The 18,148-nt window shown below is 43.7% G+C and carries 18 protein-coding genes and 1 pseudogene; 4 read left to right on the forward strand and 15 right to left on the reverse strand.

Annotated elements, in window-relative coordinates:
• Positions 1–3: 3 nt before the first annotated feature.
• The 7 genes from EC328_RS10830 to EC328_RS10860 form a co-directional block, all read right to left on the reverse strand.
• On the reverse strand, positions 4–948 hold the full coding sequence (locus tag EC328_RS10830) for an LCP family protein (protein ID WP_164906113.1): 945 nt from the start codon (positions 946–948) through the stop codon (positions 4–6).
• Positions 949–1,057: 109 nt separating this feature from the next.
• Positions 1,058–1,627, reverse strand: coding sequence for a DJ-1 family glyoxalase III (locus tag EC328_RS10835; RefSeq protein ID WP_128426806.1), 570 nt, complete (start codon positions 1,625–1,627; stop codon positions 1,058–1,060).
• Between the two features lie 66 nt (positions 1,628–1,693).
• Positions 1,694–2,926 (reverse strand): DUF438 domain-containing protein, encoded by a 1,233-nt coding sequence (locus tag EC328_RS10840; RefSeq protein WP_128426807.1) that lies wholly within the window; start codon positions 2,924–2,926, stop codon positions 1,694–1,696.
• 150 nt (positions 2,927–3,076) lie between these two features.
• Positions 3,077–4,036, reverse strand: a complete 960-nt coding sequence (locus EC328_RS10845) for a hypothetical protein (protein ID WP_128426808.1) — start codon at positions 4,034–4,036, stop codon at positions 3,077–3,079.
• Between the two features lie 89 nt (positions 4,037–4,125).
• Positions 4,126–5,040 carry a tRNA modification radical SAM protein MnmL/YtqA gene (gene mnmL / locus EC328_RS10850; RefSeq protein WP_128426809.1) on the reverse strand — a complete coding sequence of 305 codons (915 nt, stop codon included), beginning with the start codon at positions 5,038–5,040 and terminating at the stop codon, positions 4,126–4,128.
• A gap of 16 nt (positions 5,041–5,056) precedes the next feature.
• On the reverse strand, positions 5,057–6,175 hold the full coding sequence (locus tag EC328_RS10855) for a glycerate kinase (protein ID WP_128426810.1): 1,119 nt from the start codon (positions 6,173–6,175) through the stop codon (positions 5,057–5,059).
• Positions 6,176–6,271: 96 nt separating this feature from the next.
• Complete coding sequence (locus EC328_RS10860; RefSeq protein WP_128426811.1) at positions 6,272–7,462, reverse strand: anaerobic nitric oxide reductase flavorubredoxin; 1,191 nt, start codon at positions 7,460–7,462, stop codon at positions 6,272–6,274.
• A gap of 90 nt (positions 7,463–7,552) precedes the next feature.
• On the opposite strand from EC328_RS10860, the gene EC328_RS10865 reads away from it, so the two are divergent.
• Positions 7,553–8,110: a hemerythrin domain-containing protein gene (locus EC328_RS10865; protein ID WP_128426812.1), complete on the forward strand. Its 558-nt coding sequence runs from the start codon at positions 7,553–7,555 to the stop codon at positions 8,108–8,110.
• A 37-nt stretch (positions 8,111–8,147) separates the two neighbouring features.
• Here EC328_RS10865 and EC328_RS10870 read toward each other — a convergent pair whose 3' ends face one another.
• From EC328_RS10870 to EC328_RS10880, 3 genes are read right to left on the reverse strand one after another with little or no spacing between them, the layout of a single operon-like run.
• Positions 8,148–8,822 (reverse strand): Crp/Fnr family transcriptional regulator, encoded by a 675-nt coding sequence (locus EC328_RS10870; RefSeq protein ID WP_128426813.1) that lies wholly within the window; start codon positions 8,820–8,822, stop codon positions 8,148–8,150.
• Positions 8,823–8,824: 2 nt separating this feature from the next.
• Positions 8,825–10,705, reverse strand: a complete 1,881-nt coding sequence (locus EC328_RS10875) for a heavy metal translocating P-type ATPase (RefSeq protein WP_128426814.1) — start codon at positions 10,703–10,705, stop codon at positions 8,825–8,827.
• 13 nt (positions 10,706–10,718) lie between these two features.
• Positions 10,719–10,934: a heavy-metal-associated domain-containing protein gene (locus tag EC328_RS10880; protein WP_128426815.1), complete on the reverse strand. Its 216-nt coding sequence runs from the start codon at positions 10,932–10,934 to the stop codon at positions 10,719–10,721.
• A gap of 195 nt (positions 10,935–11,129) precedes the next feature.
• Between EC328_RS10880 and EC328_RS10885 the strand changes: the two genes are divergently transcribed.
• Positions 11,130–11,342, forward strand: a complete 213-nt coding sequence (locus tag EC328_RS10885) for a hypothetical protein (RefSeq protein WP_128426816.1) — start codon at positions 11,130–11,132, stop codon at positions 11,340–11,342.
• Between the two features lie 12 nt (positions 11,343–11,354).
• On the opposite strand, the gene EC328_RS10890 is transcribed toward EC328_RS10885, so the two are convergent.
• Positions 11,355–13,007, reverse strand: a complete 1,653-nt coding sequence (locus EC328_RS10890; RefSeq protein WP_128426817.1) for a DEAD/DEAH box helicase — start codon at positions 13,005–13,007, stop codon at positions 11,355–11,357.
• A gap of 117 nt (positions 13,008–13,124) precedes the next feature.
• On the reverse strand, positions 13,125–13,988 hold the full coding sequence (locus tag EC328_RS10895; protein WP_128426818.1) for a VIT1/CCC1 transporter family protein: 864 nt from the start codon (positions 13,986–13,988) through the stop codon (positions 13,125–13,127).
• A gap of 151 nt (positions 13,989–14,139) precedes the next feature.
• On the opposite strand from EC328_RS10895, the gene EC328_RS10900 reads away from it, so the two are divergent.
• Entirely contained in the window at positions 14,140–15,693 is a 1,554-nt protein-coding gene (locus EC328_RS10900; RefSeq protein WP_128426819.1) for an ABC-F family ATP-binding cassette domain-containing protein, read from the forward strand.
• Between the two features lie 48 nt (positions 15,694–15,741).
• Here the strand turns inward: EC328_RS10900 and msrB are convergent, their stop codons facing one another.
• On the reverse strand, positions 15,742–16,191 hold the full coding sequence (gene msrB / locus EC328_RS10905) for a peptide-methionine (R)-S-oxide reductase MsrB (protein ID WP_128426820.1): 450 nt from the start codon (positions 16,189–16,191) through the stop codon (positions 15,742–15,744).
• A 239-nt stretch (positions 16,192–16,430) separates the two neighbouring features.
• Between msrB and EC328_RS10910 the strand changes: the two genes are divergently transcribed.
• The gene (locus tag EC328_RS10910; protein ID WP_128426821.1) at positions 16,431–17,168 is read left to right on the forward strand and encodes a GNAT family N-acetyltransferase; all 738 of its coding nucleotides are present in this window, start codon (positions 16,431–16,433) and stop codon (positions 17,166–17,168) included.
• A 78-nt stretch (positions 17,169–17,246) separates the two neighbouring features.
• Here the strand turns inward: EC328_RS10910 and EC328_RS11765 are convergent, their stop codons facing one another.
• Together EC328_RS11765 and moaC are read right to left on the reverse strand one after the other, a co-directional pair.
• On the reverse strand, positions 17,247–17,690 hold the full coding sequence (locus EC328_RS11765; RefSeq protein WP_240671561.1) for an MOSC domain-containing protein: 444 nt from the start codon (positions 17,688–17,690) through the stop codon (positions 17,247–17,249).
• 3 nt (positions 17,691–17,693) lie between these two features.
• Positions 17,694–18,146, reverse strand: a pseudogene (gene moaC / locus EC328_RS11770) (cyclic pyranopterin monophosphate synthase MoaC); the annotation flags it as partial.
• Between the last annotated feature and the right edge of the window lie 2 nt (positions 18,147–18,148).

Raw genomic sequence — 18,148 nt, forward strand, 5'->3', positions numbered from 1 at the left:
CAATTATTCTGGAGAATAATCTCCAAACATAGACTTAACAAGCTGATCCGTAGCCTCTGCATCGTGAAGGAAATAGCTTACTTCACCGATATATCCTCCAGCTCCAGGCAGTGTTGCAGTTTCCATTGCCTCTACGTCTATCTTATTTGCTGCAAGGGCACCCTTAAGCATAAGCTTCAGAGTAATATTTGTCTCAACATTGTCGAAAAAGGTTTCCACAAGCTTTGGCAGCTTCAAAAGATTTTTTGGAGTTATAGTCTGTTTGACAAGCTCCTTCATGAAATACTGCTGGGTCTTTGTTCTTCCAACATCCCCATCAGGATATCCCACCGTCATGTCGTTATTATGTCTGAAGCGAAGAAAATCATGGGCATTCTTTCCATCAAGTGTCTGCAGACCCTTGTCAATATTGATTTTTAAAGGAGGATCAGCTGTAGGATCGTTGTATCTCATGTTGAAGGGTACCTCGACGGTAACTCCACCAATAGCATTTACAACGTCCTGTACTATCTGATAGTCCACCTTGACGTAGTACTCAAGATCCAGTCCAAGTAATTCCTCCACAGCTTCAAGTGCCGCTTCAGCGCCACCGTATGCATGGGCTGCATTTATCTTGTCCTTTTTCCCATTGACAGTTGTCCTTGTATCCCTTGGGATTGACATGATGCTTATCTTTCCCGAGTCAAGATTTACCCGTGTAAGCATAAGTGTGTCAGTCCTTGTTCCCTTGGATTTGGCAACGTCCTTTGCATCGACTCCCATAAGCAGAAATATTATATCATTATTTTCAGGCTCTGCCGGCTCCTCCGCCACTGGCTCCTCATCGGAGGGTGAAGGCGTCTCTGCCGATACGGGCTCATCTTCGAAGATTGCATCTCCCAGGAAGCTATAAAACAGCCCGAATACAACGATAGATACCAGGAAAACCGTAATAAATAGTTTTTTCATGTTACACCTCATTCATATAAATAGCTATTATAAATAATACTATATATGAGGAGGGATTACAATTACTTATGGCAACTACCGGGTTACAATTTGGATACAATTGGGTACTTCAATTGCTGTCATCTATAAGGTCAAGCAGGATCGCCCTTTTCAATTCAATCATCTTATCCTCACCCTGCAGGTATTCTACAAGATTTAAAGCAAAGTACACAGCAGTAGCTGGTCCCCTCGAAGTTATGATATTGCCATCCTTAACGACGAGCTCCTCCTTCATGGATATATCCTTCATCTCTTTGTCAAATCCCGGATAACACGTCGCCGCCTTACCCTTCAGTACACCTGCTCGTTCTAAAACTATCGGCCCTGCGCAAATGGCAGCTACAAGTTTTCCTGAGGCATAAAGCTCCTGAACTATTTGGATGACTCTATCATTCTCTCTCAGTGACATTGCCCCGGGTCTACCACCAGGGATCACAACCCCCCTGTAGCCGGACAGGTCTTTTATTTGATTGAGCAGCTTATCAGCCGCTACGCTTATTCCATGAGCTCCCTCTACGTAAAGTTCCTTCTCGGTTGATATGATTTCCGCTTCTACTCCCGTTCTCCTGAGATAGTCAATTACTGTAATGGCTTCTACCTCCTCAAATCCCTCTGCAAGCATGACCAGGATCTTGCTCATCAAAAAAACACCTCCCCTAATAATACCCAAAAAACAAATATCCCCGGACAACCCCGGGGAAGATGGCTATTCTGACATAAGTCGCTTCTCGCCCTCAAGGGCTTTCAATGGTGCTATATCCTGGCTGAACTCGAGAGTTCCCATAAATTCGCCATTTTCATCCCTTACTGCATAGTATGAGATAACGACAAATCTATCGCCCATCTGGATCCAAAAGCTCTCTGAATCCTTCTTTCCCGATTTCAAATCTTCAACCAGCTTCTCAACAATATGTGCGCTCTTTGGAGGATGGCAATTCTCAACCGTTCTTCCGATTATTGCCTTGGTCCTTGCAAAGATCCTTTCCTTTCCGTTTGAAAAGTACTTCACGACGTTGTCCTTATCCACAAAGGTGAAATCTACAGGCATATGATTCAGCATCAGATTCAGCTCCTTTGCAGAGAGAACGCCTGTGTCGAATCTGATAAAGCCGCTTTCAGTAATCCCCTTGTCCTGCTCCTTCTTGACTACGTTTACCCTCTTAAGCTCCCACTCCTTTTGTGGGGGTATCAGGGTGTATCCGATTTCATCCGAGCCCTCATAGACCTTGATCCATTCGTCCTCTGACAGTGTCTCAAGACACATTGGGAATAATATGCTTTCTTCCTTGAAGATCATTTCTCCAGCCTGAACGATTGCAGCATTGAGTTTTTCTTCCACATTTTTCACATCTCCGGAAAATTCAACCAGTGCTTTCTTTGCATCCTTGATCTTTTGTCTTATTTCATCATCTACTCCCCACATGACCTTTGGAGGAGCGGTAACACCAGCAGCTTCAAGGAATGGGAAAATCAGGTTTTCCTTCCTGCTATAGTGCTTATCGATATCGTAGAACAGGTTTACACTTTCAAGGAGCTTGAACCTGTTGTCATCCGAAGGATCCGCTTTAAACGCATCCAGATCACCCCTTAAGCCTACTTTCATCAATGCCCTTAAAGCTTCATTTTCCTGCTTCATTGTGTACACAGGATGTCCTGGGACTTCCTCTGGGTGGTGGTACTCTTCAAGTGAGCCCTTGAAAACCTCAGCATGTACATCGCAAAGATTCTGGATCTCCTCAATAGGGAGCCCATCCTTTACAAGCTGTACCTCCAGCCTTGATATTTCAACAGGCGATACCCCTGCTATCACGTCGGCAAACTTTGCCTTGACCTCTGCGACAGTCTTCCCGGCGTGCAGCTCCTGGATCACCTCTTTAAGCTTATCCTGTCTTTCATCATCTGACATCAGATTCCGTCTATTGTCAATCAACTCACTCATAATATCCCTCCTCGTATAATATGTTTATAGCTAAACATATTCACCTATATCTACCCATTCAAATTGCATTAAAAACCTGACAACTTTTAAATTATCCCATAAATAAGCCGCCTGCAGAAAACCTGAGACGGCTCTTGATTCATTGAGCATTTACTTAAATTCCTTCATTATCCTTACAGCTTCCTCTATATACTCATCAGCCAGCCTCAAAATATTGCTGTCCACCTTCATCCCATTGTCCCTTATGGCAGCCATATAGTCGTAAACAAAACCGGTGGATACTAAGCCTTCATTGGCTCCAAAAGACTCATAGGCTTTGTATATATTCTCAAAAATAATGTTGTTATCATATGCAGCAAGAGGAGAGTTGGGCAGTCCCTTCATGAAGGCCGTAAGTCTTTCTTCATAAATGTCAACAAGCTCCTCATGTCTTGGACCTGAAATGTACCTGTTCATGTAGCTTTCCAGATTTATAATCCTCTGACCAAGCTCATCAAAGCTAATTAACAAGGAACCGTCAAGATATGGCGGCGAGTCTGAGTCTTCAGCCATCAGCTCGATATACTCCCTCCACTCATCGGTCAGCTTATCCCCGTATTGCAGCAGTGATATGTAGTCTATGACAGGCTCTATCATTCCCTCAGTTGACATCAGCTTATAATGACCATTATAAGCCTTGGTTACTAATTCCTTAAGCTCTGCGTTCCTGATGTCATCGATCATGGCTTCCTTGAGGAACAGATCCTGGCCAACTAACTCGATCAGCTCATTATCCTTATCTATAGAACCAATTTCTGTCCTTAAGCCATCAAGGCCTTTTTTCAAGGCGGCTTCCAGATTATCCACCATGGTGCTGACCTCTAAAGGACCCAGCTTTGCAATATTTTCATGGATATACTCCTTTATATCAAGCACATGTGGATCCTTGCTGATCAGCTCATTGAATCCATCCATTATCGCTTTCTTCTCGTTTTCCTCAGCTTCCTCGACTGGCTGCTGCACCAGTGGTGTGTTTGGCTCCTCTACCGGTTCATCCTTCTTCTTGCAGCCTGCAAAAACTACTGTCAATACCAATACAAACACAAGAAAAATCAAAGCCTTCTTTTTCATATCTGCACCTCCCTTAATCAGGTTAAGCCCTACGCTTATAGTATACCCCCCAAAAAAGACCTCCCACGCAGAAAGTCTTTACAATATAATTACAATTTAAATCGGCACCCTTGCTTCAAATTATTTTCCTTCATATACCTATCGATCGAGGAGATGACCCCCAGCTTATCAGCACTCCACTCAGGCTTGTATAAAAGACTTTTTTCTCCATCTCCTGTTATCCTGTGGACCACCATATCTTCAGAAAGTCTCGTCAGGGCTTCTGAGGCCAGCTTGACATAATCTTCCTTATCCATAAGAGGAAAAGGGTCCTTCTTATATAATCCATAGAGATCGGTATCTCTTTGGATATACAGTGAATGAAGCTTGATCCCCCAGGTCCCGGTTTTTGCAACATGGTCAACCGATTCAAGTATTTTCTCACTGGTTTCGCCTGGAAGTCCAAGTATAAGGTGTGTGACTGTACGAAGCTTTCTTTCCTTTAATTTTTCTACTGCCTCATCATAAGCAGAAAGAGGATACCTTCTGCGTATCAAGCTTGCTGTGTCTTGATGGATTGTCTGAAGTCCAAGCTCGACCCATAGGTACGTTCGCCTATTGAGCTCCTCAAGATAGTCGAGAACATCCTCGGGCAGGCAGTCAGGTCTGGTGGCTATAGCAAGACCTACTATCCCAGGATTCGCCAGTGCTTCATCATATAGCTCCTTAAGCCTGTCCAAAGGAGCATAGGTATTTGTGAAGGACTGAAAGTATGCAATGTACTTACTTGCTCCCCACTTTTTATAGTTGTCTAAGGTCTGGAATCTTATCTGCTCTGAAATGGGTATTTTTTTATGGGTGAACTCACCTGCACCTCTTTCGCCGCAATATATGCAGCCTCTGTTTCCAAGTCTGCCGTCTCTGTTCGGACATGTGAATCCTCCATCCAGAGCAAGCTTTCCCACCTTCTCACCAAATACCCGTCTTAGCTCTGAGCTAAGATTTGTGTATCTTTTCCCATCCATCCCCGTTGTTCTCCATTCATTCCATTGTAAGCTGTACTACAGCCTCAGACATTCTTTCCAGCAGCATCCCTGCTTTATCCCATTGTATATCCGTGGGATTTTTATCGTTGTACAAAGCATAGATCCCCGAGAAGCCTCTGGTATATAGTTCGTTGTAGTTATCATCCAGATATCCAAATAGCCCAACCAAGGGTATATGGTTTCTCTGACTCATCTGTGCAGTTGCCATCATACCCTTGTGGATTTTATCCAGGCTCCCTGCCTTCCCGGCACCGGTTATGACCAGGTCTGCTGACCTGATATCGTCATCTGCTCCAGTTATTATCCTGAATGCTTCCACAAATGATATTATATCAGCTTTTAAAAATGCCACAAGCCCGGCACCGGTTCCTCCTCCTGCTCCTGTACCTCTTATCTTTTCCACATCGACTCCGGTAGCTTTTTCTACCTCAATGGCATAGTTTCTCAACCCTCTGTCAAGAGATTGTACCATAAGTGGACTTGCGCCCTTTAATGGTCCATATCCATAAGCTATCCCCCGTACTCCGGAGTACAGGTTTATATAGTCTGTAACAAGTGTGAAACTGCACTCCTTAAGCCTTTCGTCTGCGGATTTTTCATCGATGGACCTTATGGCATACAGACCCTTGCCATTTAATGGTACCGATTCTCCATCACTTCCAAAGAATCTGTATCCGATGGCAGAAAGAATACCAATCCCGCCATCATTCGTTGCAGTTCCCTTCGTAAATATGAAGAACTCTCTCAAACCCCGATCAAGAGCATCTAAAATTAGCTGTCCTGTTCCGAAAGTGGATGTAAGAAGCGGATTTCTCTCCTCTTCGGTAAGTCTCCCAAGACCTGAGGCTTGCTTCAGATCTATTAGGGTAAACTTGTCACGAAAGACTCCATAGCTTGCCTTGATAGATCTGCCCAATGGATCTGAAGCATCCGCTTCGATTAGTGTTCCTCCAAAGGCTGTCAACTGTTCAAGCGGATCATCACCTTTAAGAAGAGGGTATAATTTGATCTCTGCTTCAGGAGCTGCCCTTCTTATTCCCTTTTCTATATGATCTGCCATTTCCTTTGGCGTCATCCTTTCCCGGATTCCGCAGGGAGCTACTACGATCTTCATATTACCAAGCCCTCTCTTTTCACTATGAGGACATATTACCCCAATAAATCATTTTCTACACTAAAAAGACGGGATCAGATCCCGTCTTTGGAATATTTATTTGAAGCTCTTTGCAAAGCTCTTGCCGAATTCGAAACACTCTGCTTTTGCCGATTGGTCCGGATTCCAAAGAGCCTTGATTCCCGGCTGGACTATCTCGAAGCCCGAAGCTTCAAGTCTGTCAGATAGTATCTGGACTGACTCACCGCTCCAACCGTAAGAGCCGAAGCTGGATGCCTTTTTGTTCTTGAAGTCAAGACCCCTGATCATATCCAATATCCCGCCTACAGCATGCTGGATACTCTTGTTCACAGTTGATGATCCGAAAAGAACTCCCTTTGATTTGAATATCTCAGCTATGATATCGTTCTTGTCAGTTATTGCAGCGTTGAACAGTTTGACCGTAACCTCGGGATCCTCCTCGCGGATGCCCTCTGCAATAGCCTCTGCCATACGTCTGGTACCATGCCACATAGAGTCATACACCAAGGATATCTGGTTTTCCTGATAATCATTTGCCCATTCAAGATACTTATGGACTATCTGTGCAGGATCATCCCTCCATATTATACCGTGTGACGTTGCGATCATGCTAAGTGGAAGGTTGAAGCTCAATACCTCATTTATCTTCATGGTGACAAGCTTGCTGAATGGAGTCAGTATGTTTGCATAGTATTTAAGGGCTTCAACATAAAGCTCGCACTGATCCACCTTGTCGTTATACATAAACTCAGATGCGTAGTGCTGGCCGAAGGCGTCGTTGGAGAAAAGGATATTGTCCCCGCTCATATAAGTCATCATGCTGTCAGGCCAGTGAAGCATCCTTGCTTCCACAAAGGTTAAGGTTGAATCTCCGATTTCAAGCGTATCCCCTGTTTTAACCTCTACAAAGTTCCAGTCCTCGTGGTAGTGGCCTTCGAGTATCTTTCTTCCGTTCTTCGTACAGTAAACAGGCGTCCCTGGGATCTCCTTAAGCAATAGGGGGAGAGCGCCGCTGTGGTCGCTTTCACCGTGCTGAGCTATGATGTAGTCGATTTCCTTCAGGTCGATCTCTCTTTTCAAATTTGCGATGAATTCATGAGCATAAGGCTCCCAAACTGTGTCGATAAGTACTGTCTTCTTGTCTCTGATAAGATAGGAGTTATAGGAGGTACCCTTATCTGTTGAGTACTCGTCTCCATGGAAACGTCTCAGTTCCCAGTCGATTTTGCCTACCCAGGTGACCTTGTCTGTCATTTTAAAACTCATAACAAAACCTCCTCTTTTTTATTACTCTATTGTTATACACATTACATATTGGGTAACATCAATACGATCAAACATATGTGGGGTGTCGATATGAAATCAATTGATATTATGGTTAATGAGCACGAAAATATACGAAGAATGCTAAAGGTTGTCAGAGAAATCTCTTACAGGGTCCTTACTAATGGAGACTTCAGTCTTGAGGACTTTGGCCCAGTCACGGATTTTATAAAAAATTATGCTGATAAGCTCCACCACGGAAAAGAAGAGGACATACTGTTTGAAGCGATGAACTCCGAGATCCAGAAGCTTGCCAAATCAGGTGCTATAACCGGGATGTACATTGAGCACGACCAGGGCAGGTTGTTTATAGCAAATCTTCTCAAGGGAGTTGAGGCATTTAGGGCTGGAGAAGATCGGGCAAGGCTCGATATTATTGCCAATGCCATAGCCTATACTGACCTACTTGACAGACATATAGAGAAAGAGAATACTGCCCTATACAAATTCGCCCAGAATATGCTTAGCCATGAAACCAAGCAAAAGGTCGATGCAGACTGCGAAATAGTTGAAAAAAAGGCTCTGGATGATGGTATCCAGAATCATTCTCTCTCCAGCTTGAAGTCTCTTGAGGATAAATATCTAGGTTAGTGGACATCAAAGCCCTTAAGGGGCTTTTTGTTTTGCTTTACTGGATATCCTCAAGACCTTCCCGGTTTATGATCCTTATCCCTCTATGTCCAACCAGCTCTATCAAGCCCTGATCCTGAAAGGCTGTCAACTTTCGTGAAAGAGTCTCCTGGCTCATTCCAAGGTGAGATGCCCAATCTCCCTTGCTCATCTGAAGCTTTACAATATCCTCTGTATCCATTTGCAGGATACTCTTGGCAACACGTTTTTCAACCGATGAAAGGCTTATGTCTTCCACAAGAGCTTCAGCTTTCTGGAGCCTTTGGCTTAACTCCTCCAATATTTTGAAGGCTATCGAAGGAAATCTTGCCATGAGAGATTTGATGTCCTGACCGTCTATCTTACACATTATGGTCTTCTCAATAGCTATGGCGCTGTCTGATGCGGGCTCGCGGTTGAAGATAGCAAGTTCACCGATGAATTGCCCTGGACCAAGCACTCTTATTATCTGCTCCTTGCCTGATTCATTGAGTCTCACTATCTTTACCCTTCCCTTGTGGATTACGTAGAGGCTGTCAGTAAGAAATCCAGCTGAGTAGATGGTGTCGCCTTTGTCCAACTCTTTCTCTGAGGTTATCATTGCGATCTCCAACATCTCATCTTTTGTCAGATTGCTGAATATTGGAACCATTTCTATACAGTTTTGTCCTCTATCACCGCAATTACATTTCATGATCATTCTCCTGTCTGAAGTACCTTCTTCCTGCTGCTTCCCTTATCTCCAAAGCCCAGAAGCCTCACTGCATTTATTATAACCAGAAGAACACTCATTTCATGAACAAGCATCCCTAAGGATAGGTTCACAGTCTTTACCAAAACACCCATTAAGAGTAATGCTGCTACTGCTATGGCAAAGTATATGTTTTGCTTCATATTTCTAACCGTTGCCCTGCTCAGTCCGATAGCGTGGGAAAGCTTTCTTATCTCCTCGCTCATCAGAATTACATCGGCAGTCTCCATTGCGACATCCTTCCCGGCACCTCCGACTGCGATCCCAAGCTCTGCAGATGCAAGGGCGGGAGCATCGTTGACTCCGTCACCCACCATCCCTGCGGGACCATATTTCTCCTGAAGCTCCATCAATACCCTCACCTTATCCTGAGGAAGAAGCTCAGCATAGTATCCGTCCAGCTCCAATTCCTTGGCGATTGCTTTTGCTGCTCTTTCGTTGTCTCCGGTAAGCATTACCACTTTACTAATGCCTTGTTCCTTAAGATTCTTTATAAGCTTCTTTGCATCCTCACGAACTACATCAGCTATGGCTATGATACCCAATACATTCCCCTCTGCCCCAACTATAACTGCAGTCTGTCCCTTATCCTCCTCGGATCGGAGGATCTCCTCGTACTTTTCAAGATCATAACCATTCTCATTGAATAGCTTTCTATTGCCAAGCAGGTAAACCTGGCGCTCTATTTTAGCCCTTATCCCCTGTCCGGTAACCATTTCGGCTTCTTCCGGGTGTCCTTCTATTGACCCCAGCTGCTCACTTGCATAGTTGATTATTGCTCTGCCCAGGGGATGCTCAGAATAGCCCTCCCCAATAGCCGCTATCCTCAAAAGCTCATTCTTCTCTATTCCAAATGCTGCCACTTCAGTTACAGTAGGCTTCCCAATTGTCAGGGTTCCGGTCTTGTCAAAGGCAATGACCTTTATTGTTCCAAGCTTTTCCATTATTTCTCCGCCCTTTACAAGTACTCCGTGCTTTGCGCCATTTCCAATACCTGCAACTATGGAGACCGGAGTGGAAATCACCAGTGCTCCCGGACAGGCAATTACAAGAAGCGTAAGCGAAAGCACCAAATCTCTGGTAAAAAAGTATAATGCAGCTGCAAGGACTATGATCCCTGGAGTATAATATCTTGAGAATCTCTCCAGAAACTTCTGGGTCTTGGCTTTTTTATCCTGAGCTTCCTCAACCATTTCCAATATCCTGGCAAAAGTTGTGTCGTCTCCAATTTTGTCAGCTCTTATTTTCAGATATCCTGACTCCACTATGGTCCCCGAAAATACTCCATCCTCCACTTCCTTGTTTAATGGCAGGGATTCCCCTGTGATTGCGGCCTGATTGACATAAGCATTCCCCTCGACTATTGTACCGTCTACTGAGATTTTTTCTCCAGGCTTTACTATTACTATGTCTCCTTCTATAACATCCTCGGGGTCAAGCTCAATCTCTGTCCCGTCACGAATAACTCTGGCTGTGTCAGGTGCAAGATCCAGAAGTGCTTTTATTGATGATCTGGTCTTTTCTATGGTTCTTGACTCAAGATAATCTCCAAACATAAACAGGAAGGTAACAGCTGCGGCTTCCCAGTATTCCCCAATAAAAAGCGCTCCGGTAACTGCGATGGTAACCAGGGCATCTATCCCGACGATTCTATACTTAAGTGCCTCAAAGGCTTTCTTGAATATCGGTATCCCTGCAACAGCTGTTGTTGCGAGCATAAATACTATAGTCAGAGGATCGTAGCCCATTAGCTCCTTAAGAAGAAAAGATACAGAGACAAGAACAGCTGCCAGGATGACCTTATTCTTTTTATTTAGCTTTGGCATATCCCTCACACCCCTATTTTTCCTTCAATACCTCGAAACCCAATCTGGCAATTTTATTCTTTATTGTCTCTGAATCAACGATACTTTCATCATAGGTCAGCTTGATCTTTGAGGTATTGAAAAATACCTCGTACTCCTCCACTCCCTCTGTTTGTTTGAGCATCCCCCCCAGCTTCATAGTACATGATGGACATGTTAGTGTTTCCAATTGATATGTTTTCTTTATCATTTTTATCTCCTCCTTGTTTTTCTATTGATTATACTGTAGCATCTGGTTTTATATATTACTTTGACCTGGGTCAAAATTTATAAATCAATTTGAATTTTGCTTAATTTTTTTCCATCTCCCAATTTGTTTCGCAATAGCCAATCTTAAGTGCTTCCAATTGCTGTGCTATAATATTTTAGAAAGGATGGGATATATATGAGCTATCTTTTAATGGCTGCTATTGGATACCTTATCGGCTGCCTTCAGTTTGCATATATTTTTGGACGAGTGTTTAGAGGAATCGACATAATGACCCTGGGGATGACAATCCAAAGTGTGCTTAAGCACCTGCCTAATCTGAAGCGGATTTCAATGGGAGAGGAAAATGGCCTGAGAGGGACAATAATAAGAAAACGGAGCCATCATTAGCTCCGTTGGTTGCTATTTTCTCTTCTTTTTTTCGCTCGCTCTTTCGACTCTGACCTTAAGGCCCTTTATCTTCTTGCCATTAAGCCCAGCGATAACAACATCTGCATAACCACTGTCCACTTCCATAAAGGTAAACTTATCATAAACATCTATATTTCCGATCAGCTTCTTGGACAATCCCGTCTCCTGAAATATTGCCGAAAGGAGGTGTCTTGGGCTGAAGCCCTGCTCCTTGCCAAGGTTGACGTGGAGTCTTGTGGTATTACCTGAATATTTCTGTCTATTCCCTGTGTCTCTCCCATCTCTGGAATCAGATGTTCTCATCTTCTTGCCAGTATCGACCATCTCAAGCTCTTCATGTCCTTCAAACAGCTTGTTTTCTTCAACATACATCTTCAATAGAGCACTTGCCACATCAAAGGAGTTGTATTCCTCCTGAAGCAGCGTATCTATTATTCCTGAGTATTTTGAGAGATCAGCAGAATCAAGACTCTCCCTGATTTTCTGAGTTATGCTCTCGGTATACTGTGCCTGAATGTCCTTAAGAGTTGGCAGATCTCTTCTCTCAATTGTTGTCTTGGTATACTTCTGCACATCCTTTAGCTTGTAGATTTCTCTGCCAGCTACAAAGCTAAATGCTTTCCCAGACCTTCCAGCTCTTGCAGTTCGGCCGATCCTGTGTACATAATATTCCTCGTCCTGAGGCATATCATAGTTTATTACCATATCTACGTCATCAACGTCAAGTCCTCTTGCTGCAACATCAGTTGCGATAAGGATATCGATGGTGCCCTTTCTGAACTTGCCCATTACGGTGTCTCTCTGGCTCTGCTTCAAATCACCATGGAGACCGTCTGCAAAGTAGCCTCTTCCCTGAAGCTCCGCTGTAAGCTCGTCCACCTTCTTCTTTGTATTACAGAATACTATGGTGAGCTTAGGATTATAGATATCCACCAGCCTGCTCAGGATCTCAGTCTTCATATGGGACTTAAGCTCAAAATAGGCCTGCTCGACCTTTGGAACGGTCAGCTCCTTGTGCACAACCTTTATGAATTCCGGATCGGACTGATATTTAGCCGCAAACCTTCTGATTTCATCCGGCATAGTGGCTGAGAAGAATATGGTCTGTCTCTCTGTTGGCAGAGTGTTCATTACCAGCTCAATATCATCTCTAAAGCCCATGTCGAACATTTCGTCAGCCTCATCAAGCACCATGAACTTAACAGTTCCGGGCTTCAACGTCCTTCGATTTATATGGTCTATTACCCTTCCCGGTGTTCCAACGACTATCTGGACACCGCTTTTGAGGGCTCTTATTTGTCTGTCTATTGGCTGCCCTCCGTAAACCGGGAGGATGTTCAATCCCCTCATATACTTCCCAAGCTTGCCTATCTCCTCAGCAACCTGGATGGACAGCTCCCTGGTAGGACACAGAATCAGCGCCTGCAGAGTCTTGTCGTGGGGGTCGCACATTTCAAGCAAGGGTATCCCAAAGGCCGCTGTTTTACCGGTACCGGTCTGTGCCTGTCCGATTATATCCCTGCCATCAAGAAGCACAGGTATGGCCTGGGTCTGTATCGGAGATGCTTCCTCAAAGCCCATAGCTTTGATTCCCTTCTTTACGCCCTCTGACAATTGCATTTCTTCAAATCTCAAATTTTCCATTAAAACAAAATTCCTCCTTATCGTTAACCTTTAGAGTATATCCTTCAATTCCCAAAATTGCAAGGGAAATATTGCGGATTCAGGAAATAGAGGCACTTTACATGTAAAATCTATCTGTTATACCTCGATTCCGATGAATTGCTTGACCAGTACTCCGATCAAAAATGATATCCCGGCCACTCCAAGGGATATGGCAGCCATCTCTCCGAATCTTCTCTTAAAGTCATAGTCCTTGGCAACTGATATATAGTAGTTGAATATGAATATTATTAGCACAGCTACAACCAGCGAAGCCACCAGACTAATAAATGGATTTTGTATCAGGAGAAATGGCAATATCAGAAATATTACGGTAAACACGTATGCTGAGCCGGTATAAAGGGCAGATTTAAGGGCATCATCCCCGCCTTCCTGTCTTGTGGAAAGGTATTCACTGGCAGCCATTGAAAGTGATGCGCTTATTCCTGTTATTAGTCCGGTCAGTGCGATTAGCCTGGTATTCTGAAATGCAAAGGTGTATCCGGCAAGGGCTCCAGTAAGCTCAACAAGTGCATCGTTTAACCCAAGCACTACAGAGCCTATGTAGTTCAATTTTTCCTCATCGATCATTGCTATAAGCTCTTCCTCGTGCCTCTCCTCGTCCTCGATTATTTTATCCATGAATGTCAGGCTCTCATCAATCTCTCTATAGCTTTTAACAGCCTTTCCTTCGCTCTGCTCCAGAAACTTGATGCCAAAGGTCAAGCCAAATATCCTTATCATCCAATTGGATAAAATAACCTTTAATTTTTCTGGCTTTAATTCCTTTCCGGTAACCTGTCGAAGTCTTTTATAGTGAGAAAGCTCATCGTCAGCCACCTGAAGGACTATCCTCCGGTTAGCTTCGTCCTTAACGGCCTCTGCAAGTTTCTTGTATATGTGATGAGCGGTTATCTCGTCCTGTTGATCCTTCAAAAGTTTTTCCAATGTCTTTTCGTCCATATGTATATTCCTCCTCGTTTAGTACTATCTCAATATATATCCATATTGCTGTCTCCTTCAAACACTCAAGTCACATCATGCTGTAAATGTTGTGGACTTGGGGCACCTTTTTTTGTATAATCTTTTGAGGATTAATCGAAAGGAGCTATCGATGAGTATTTTAACCGTAACAAATCTATCTCATGGTTTTGGAGACCGTGAAATATTGAAAAATGTCAACTTCAGACTTCTGAAGGGAGAGCACGTAGGGCTTATAGGGGCAAACGGGGAAGGCAAATCATCATTTATGAATATCATAACCGGTAAGCTTGAGCCGGACGAAGGGCAAATCGAATGGTCCAAAAGAGTCAGGGTAGGATATCTTGACCAACACTCGGTCCTTGAGAAGGGAATGACCATCAGGGATGTTCTAAGAACTGCTTTCCAGTATCTGTTCGACCTTGAGGCTGAGATGCAGGATATGTATATGAAAATGGGCGAAGTGGATGAAGATGAACTCCAGACAATGCTTGAGGATGTTGGTACCATCCAGGATATACTGGATCACAATGACTTTTATATAATCGATGCAAAGATCGAGGAAATCTCCAAGGGATTAGGGCTGGATGATATAGGACTGGAAAGGGAGGTAACTGATCTAAGCGGAGGTCAGCGAACTAAGGTTCTCCTAACTAAGCTGCTCCTTGAAAAGCCCGATATACTGATGCTGGATGAGCCTACGAATTATCTTGACGAGCAGCATATAGTCTGGCTTAGAAGATATCTTCAGGAATACGAAAACGCCTTTATCCTTATATCTCACGATATTCCATTTCTAAACAGTGTAATAAATCTCGTGTATCATGTTGAAGACAAGGAGCTTAACAGATATGTGGGAAATTACGATGATTTCCAGCGGCTTTATGAAGCGAAAAAAGCTCAGCTTGAGGCAGCCTATAACAGACAGCAGCAGGAGATCGCTGATCTTGAGGACTTCGTGAGAAGGAACAAGGCCAGCGTTGCGACAAGGAATATGGCTATGTCGAGACAGAAGAAGCTGGATAAGATGGAGATAATTGAGCTCGCAAGGGAGAAGCCAAAGCCACAGTTCAGCTTCAAGGAGGGAAGAACTGCCAATAAGCTGATCTTTCAGACCAGGGAGCTTGTAATCGGTTATGGTGAGCCTTTGACCAAGCCCCTGGATCTAATACTTGAGAGAGGGCAAAAAATTGCTCTAACCGGGGCAAATGGATTGGGAAAGACGACACTCTTAAAATCGATACTTGGGCTTATACCTGCGTATTCAGGAGAGGCAATCCTTGGGGACAATCTGGAGATAGGCTATTTCCAGCAAGAAATGGTCCCTGGGAACAACACCTGTATTGAGGAGATTTGGCAGGAATTTCCCGGCTGGACACAATATGAGGTAAGAAGCGCTTTGGCAAAGTGCGGACTTACGACGAAGCACATTGAATCCAAGGTAATGGTCCTTAGCGGAGGAGAGCAGGCCAAGGTAAGACTTTGCAAGATCATGAACAGACCTACCAATATCCTGCTTCTGGATGAGCCAACAAACCACCTTGATGTGGATGCAAAGGAAGAGCTGATGAGAGCCCTTAAGGCATATAAAGGCGGGATCCTTTTGATATCCCACGAGCCTGAGTTCTACAGGGAAGTTGCAACGGAGGTATGGAACTGCGAGGGTTGGAGCACAAAGATGTTCTAATTAGATAGTTTTATGATTAGGGATCGGAGAAACATCCGATCCCTTTTGTTATTCAAACAGCAACAAGTATTCTTCATAGCCTTCCTTCTCCATGTCAGCCTTTGGGATAAACCTTAGAGATGCACCGTTTATGCAATATCTCAATCCCCCCATATTCCTCGGTCCGTCGTTGAACACATGTCCGAGATGAGAGTCAGCGTCCCTGCTCCTTACCTCAGTTCTTACCATAAAGTGGGTGAAGTCCTTTTTCTCGACGAGATGTTCACTTTCCAGAGGCTTAGAGAAGCTTGGCCAGCCGCATCCTGCATCAAATTTATCCTTTGAGGAAAACAATGGCTCCCCTGATACTATATCCACATAGATCCCTTCTTCAAATAATTGGTCATACTCGTGAGTGTGAGGCCTTTCAGTGTAGCTTTCCTGTGTAACCAGGTAAGACAGCTCCGATAGTTTATTCCTTATTTCTTCCTTAGATGGTTTAGTATACTTTTTGTGCATTTGATACACCTCCGGTACATTTTATACCCATTTTCAGAGCAACAAAAAACCACCAGGGACGGTCCTTTTTGGCTGGCGTTTTCTAAAATAATAAACAATTCCTGCCAAAAAGGACCGTCCCTGGTGGCTTTGATCTTTGGAAAAATATTATTGACAAAATTTTAAAATGCATATATAATAAACCTACAACCTTATATTAAGTTGGAGGTTGTTGATTGTTTAAGAAAGGAGGACAACAGATGGTACTTGGTAAGGGAAATCTAATTAAGAATAAACATGGAAATATGGAGCTCGAGGAGTACAAGATGAAGCTTCTTGGGAAAAATAGGCTAAACGAGGTAATTGAACTCCAACAGTTCGTTTATGACAACCTCCCCAACAAGGAGGTCTTATACATCGATTCTTATGATGATATGCTCGCCGATATGGAAAAGGGAGCAAGGATAATAGGAGTGCTTAACAGCAGAGACCGTCTGGTGGCCTACAGATATATCGCGTTCCCAGGCAATGAAGAGAGAAATTTAGGCTACGATATAAATATGAAGGAGGACCAGCTGGAGAAGGTGGTTCACCTTGAGACTACAGTTGTGGATCCAAAGTACAGAGGTAATGGCTTGCAAAGTCTTACTCTCGATGCAGCGGCAAAAATGGTAAAGGCCGAAGGGTACAGACACTTGATGTGTACAGTCTCGCCTTATAATTTCTACAGCCTTTACAACGTCATGATGAATGGTTTAAAGATCAAGGCTCTTAAGAAGAAGTATGGCTCCGAAGAGGACGGCGAAGAAGGTCTATGGAGATTTATCCTTCACAGCGATCTGAACAGGAGGTCATTGAATCCTGTGGATCTGGTTGTATCCAAGTGGGCAAACCTGGATAAGCAGAAGGAGCTTATTGACAATGGTTATGTGGGCTATGAGATTATCAAGGATACAAAGCAACTGAATTATATAAAGTTTGAAGAAGTCAGTGCATAATATAGATGCTTAAGCTTTTCATTATTCTCCTCCTTACTGAAAATCCAGGACAAAATGTCCTGGATTTCTTCTTTTTAACTATATTATTTCTATTTCATCTCCAGGCCTGATAATGCCCCCTTCAAGGACCTTGGTAAATATCCCCTCCTTAGGCATTACGCATTTCCCTACCTTTACCTGTATTGCACAGCCCTTGTGGCATTCCTTCCCTATTTGAGTGACCTCGTGAAGAGTGTTTCCAATCTTAAGCTTTGTTCCAATCGGAAGCTCGTAGAGGATTATTCCCTCCGTTGTAAGATTCTCTGCAAAATCACCATATTTCAGGTCATCCATTCCCATATCCCTCATTTTGTTGAAGCTTTCAACGCCGAGAAGGCTGACCTGCCTGTGCCAGTCTCCGGCATGAGCATCGTTTTCGAGTCCATGATTTTTTATGAAGCTCCCCTTTTCAACAGGCTCCTTTACAACTCCCTTTGTATCAGAGATATTTACTGAAACTACCTTCCCCTTTTCTGTTCGCATATATTCTCCAGATTTCCCTCCAGTTTTTTTCATTAGCTTTATGTCCTCAATTATCATATCCTTATCGATAGCCTTGCACATATCATAAATGGTAAGTGCAGCTACAGAAGCTGCTGTAAGTGCTTCCATCTCTACACCTGTTTTTCCTACGGTTCTTGCTTCGGCAGTTATATCCACCCAACTGTCACCAAGAGAGAAGCTTATGTCTACTCCTGTAAGAAAGATGTTATGGCACATAGGAATCAGATCGCCCGTTTTCTTGGCAGCCATTATTCCTGCCACCTGAGCTACTCCAAGTACATCGCCTTTCTTGATCTGGCCGTCCTTTATCCTTTGAAGGGTATTTTCATTCATCCTGATCCTGCCGGAGGCCACTGCAGTCCTTTTTGTGTCGTCCTTTTCTCCTACCTCAACCATCCTTGCTCTGCCTTCTTCATTGAAATGAGTAAGCTCCATAT

Origin of the sequence: Gudongella oleilytica (assembly GCF_004101785.1) — a bacterium.
GTDB lineage: Bacteria > Bacillota > Clostridia > Tissierellales > Tissierellaceae > Gudongella > Gudongella oleilytica.

Excerpts from the sequence above, each read along its gene's own strand:
- EC328_RS10890 (WP_128426817.1), bottom strand. The coding sequence starts at position 13,007 with ATGGAAAATTTGAGATTTGAAGAAATGCAATTGTCAGAGGGCGTAAAG.
- EC328_RS10855 (WP_128426810.1), bottom strand. The coding sequence starts at position 6,175 with ATGAAGATCGTAGTAGCTCCCTGCGGAATCCGGGAAAGGATGACGCCA.
- EC328_RS10900 (WP_128426819.1), top strand. The coding sequence starts at position 14,140 with ATGAGTATTTTAACCGTAACAAATCTATCTCATGGTTTTGGAGACCGT.
- EC328_RS10835 (WP_128426806.1), bottom strand. The coding sequence starts at position 1,627 with ATGAGCAAGATCCTGGTCATGCTTGCAGAGGGATTTGAGGAGGTAGAA.
- EC328_RS10875 (WP_128426814.1), bottom strand. The coding sequence starts at position 10,705 with ATGCCAAAGCTAAATAAAAAGAATAAGGTCATCCTGGCAGCTGTTCTT.
- EC328_RS11765 (WP_240671561.1), bottom strand. The coding sequence starts at position 17,690 with ATGCGAACAGAAAAGGGGAAGGTAGTTTCAGTAAATATCTCTGATACA.
- msrB (WP_128426820.1), bottom strand. The coding sequence starts at position 16,191 with ATGCACAAAAAGTATACTAAACCATCTAAGGAAGAAATAAGGAATAAA.
- EC328_RS10910 (WP_128426821.1), top strand. The coding sequence starts at position 16,431 with ATGGTACTTGGTAAGGGAAATCTAATTAAGAATAAACATGGAAATATG.
- EC328_RS10870 (WP_128426813.1), bottom strand. The coding sequence starts at position 8,822 with ATGAAATGTAATTGCGGTGATAGAGGACAAAACTGTATAGAAATGGTT.
- EC328_RS10830 (WP_164906113.1), bottom strand. The coding sequence starts at position 948 with ATGAAAAAACTATTTATTACGGTTTTCCTGGTATCTATCGTTGTATTC.
- EC328_RS10840 (WP_128426807.1), bottom strand. The coding sequence starts at position 2,926 with ATGAGTGAGTTGATTGACAATAGACGGAATCTGATGTCAGATGATGAA.
- mnmL (WP_128426809.1), bottom strand. The coding sequence starts at position 5,040 with ATGGATGGGAAAAGATACACAAATCTTAGCTCAGAGCTAAGACGGGTA.
- EC328_RS10865 (WP_128426812.1), top strand. The coding sequence starts at position 7,553 with ATGAAATCAATTGATATTATGGTTAATGAGCACGAAAATATACGAAGA.
- EC328_RS10885 (WP_128426816.1), top strand. The coding sequence starts at position 11,130 with ATGAGCTATCTTTTAATGGCTGCTATTGGATACCTTATCGGCTGCCTT.
- EC328_RS10895 (WP_128426818.1), bottom strand. The coding sequence starts at position 13,988 with ATGGACGAAAAGACATTGGAAAAACTTTTGAAGGATCAACAGGACGAG.
- EC328_RS10845 (WP_128426808.1), bottom strand. The coding sequence starts at position 4,036 with ATGAAAAAGAAGGCTTTGATTTTTCTTGTGTTTGTATTGGTATTGACA.
- EC328_RS10860 (WP_128426811.1), bottom strand. The coding sequence starts at position 7,462 with ATGAGTTTTAAAATGACAGACAAGGTCACCTGGGTAGGCAAAATCGAC.
- EC328_RS10880 (WP_128426815.1), bottom strand. The coding sequence starts at position 10,934 with ATGATAAAGAAAACATATCAATTGGAAACACTAACATGTCCATCATGT.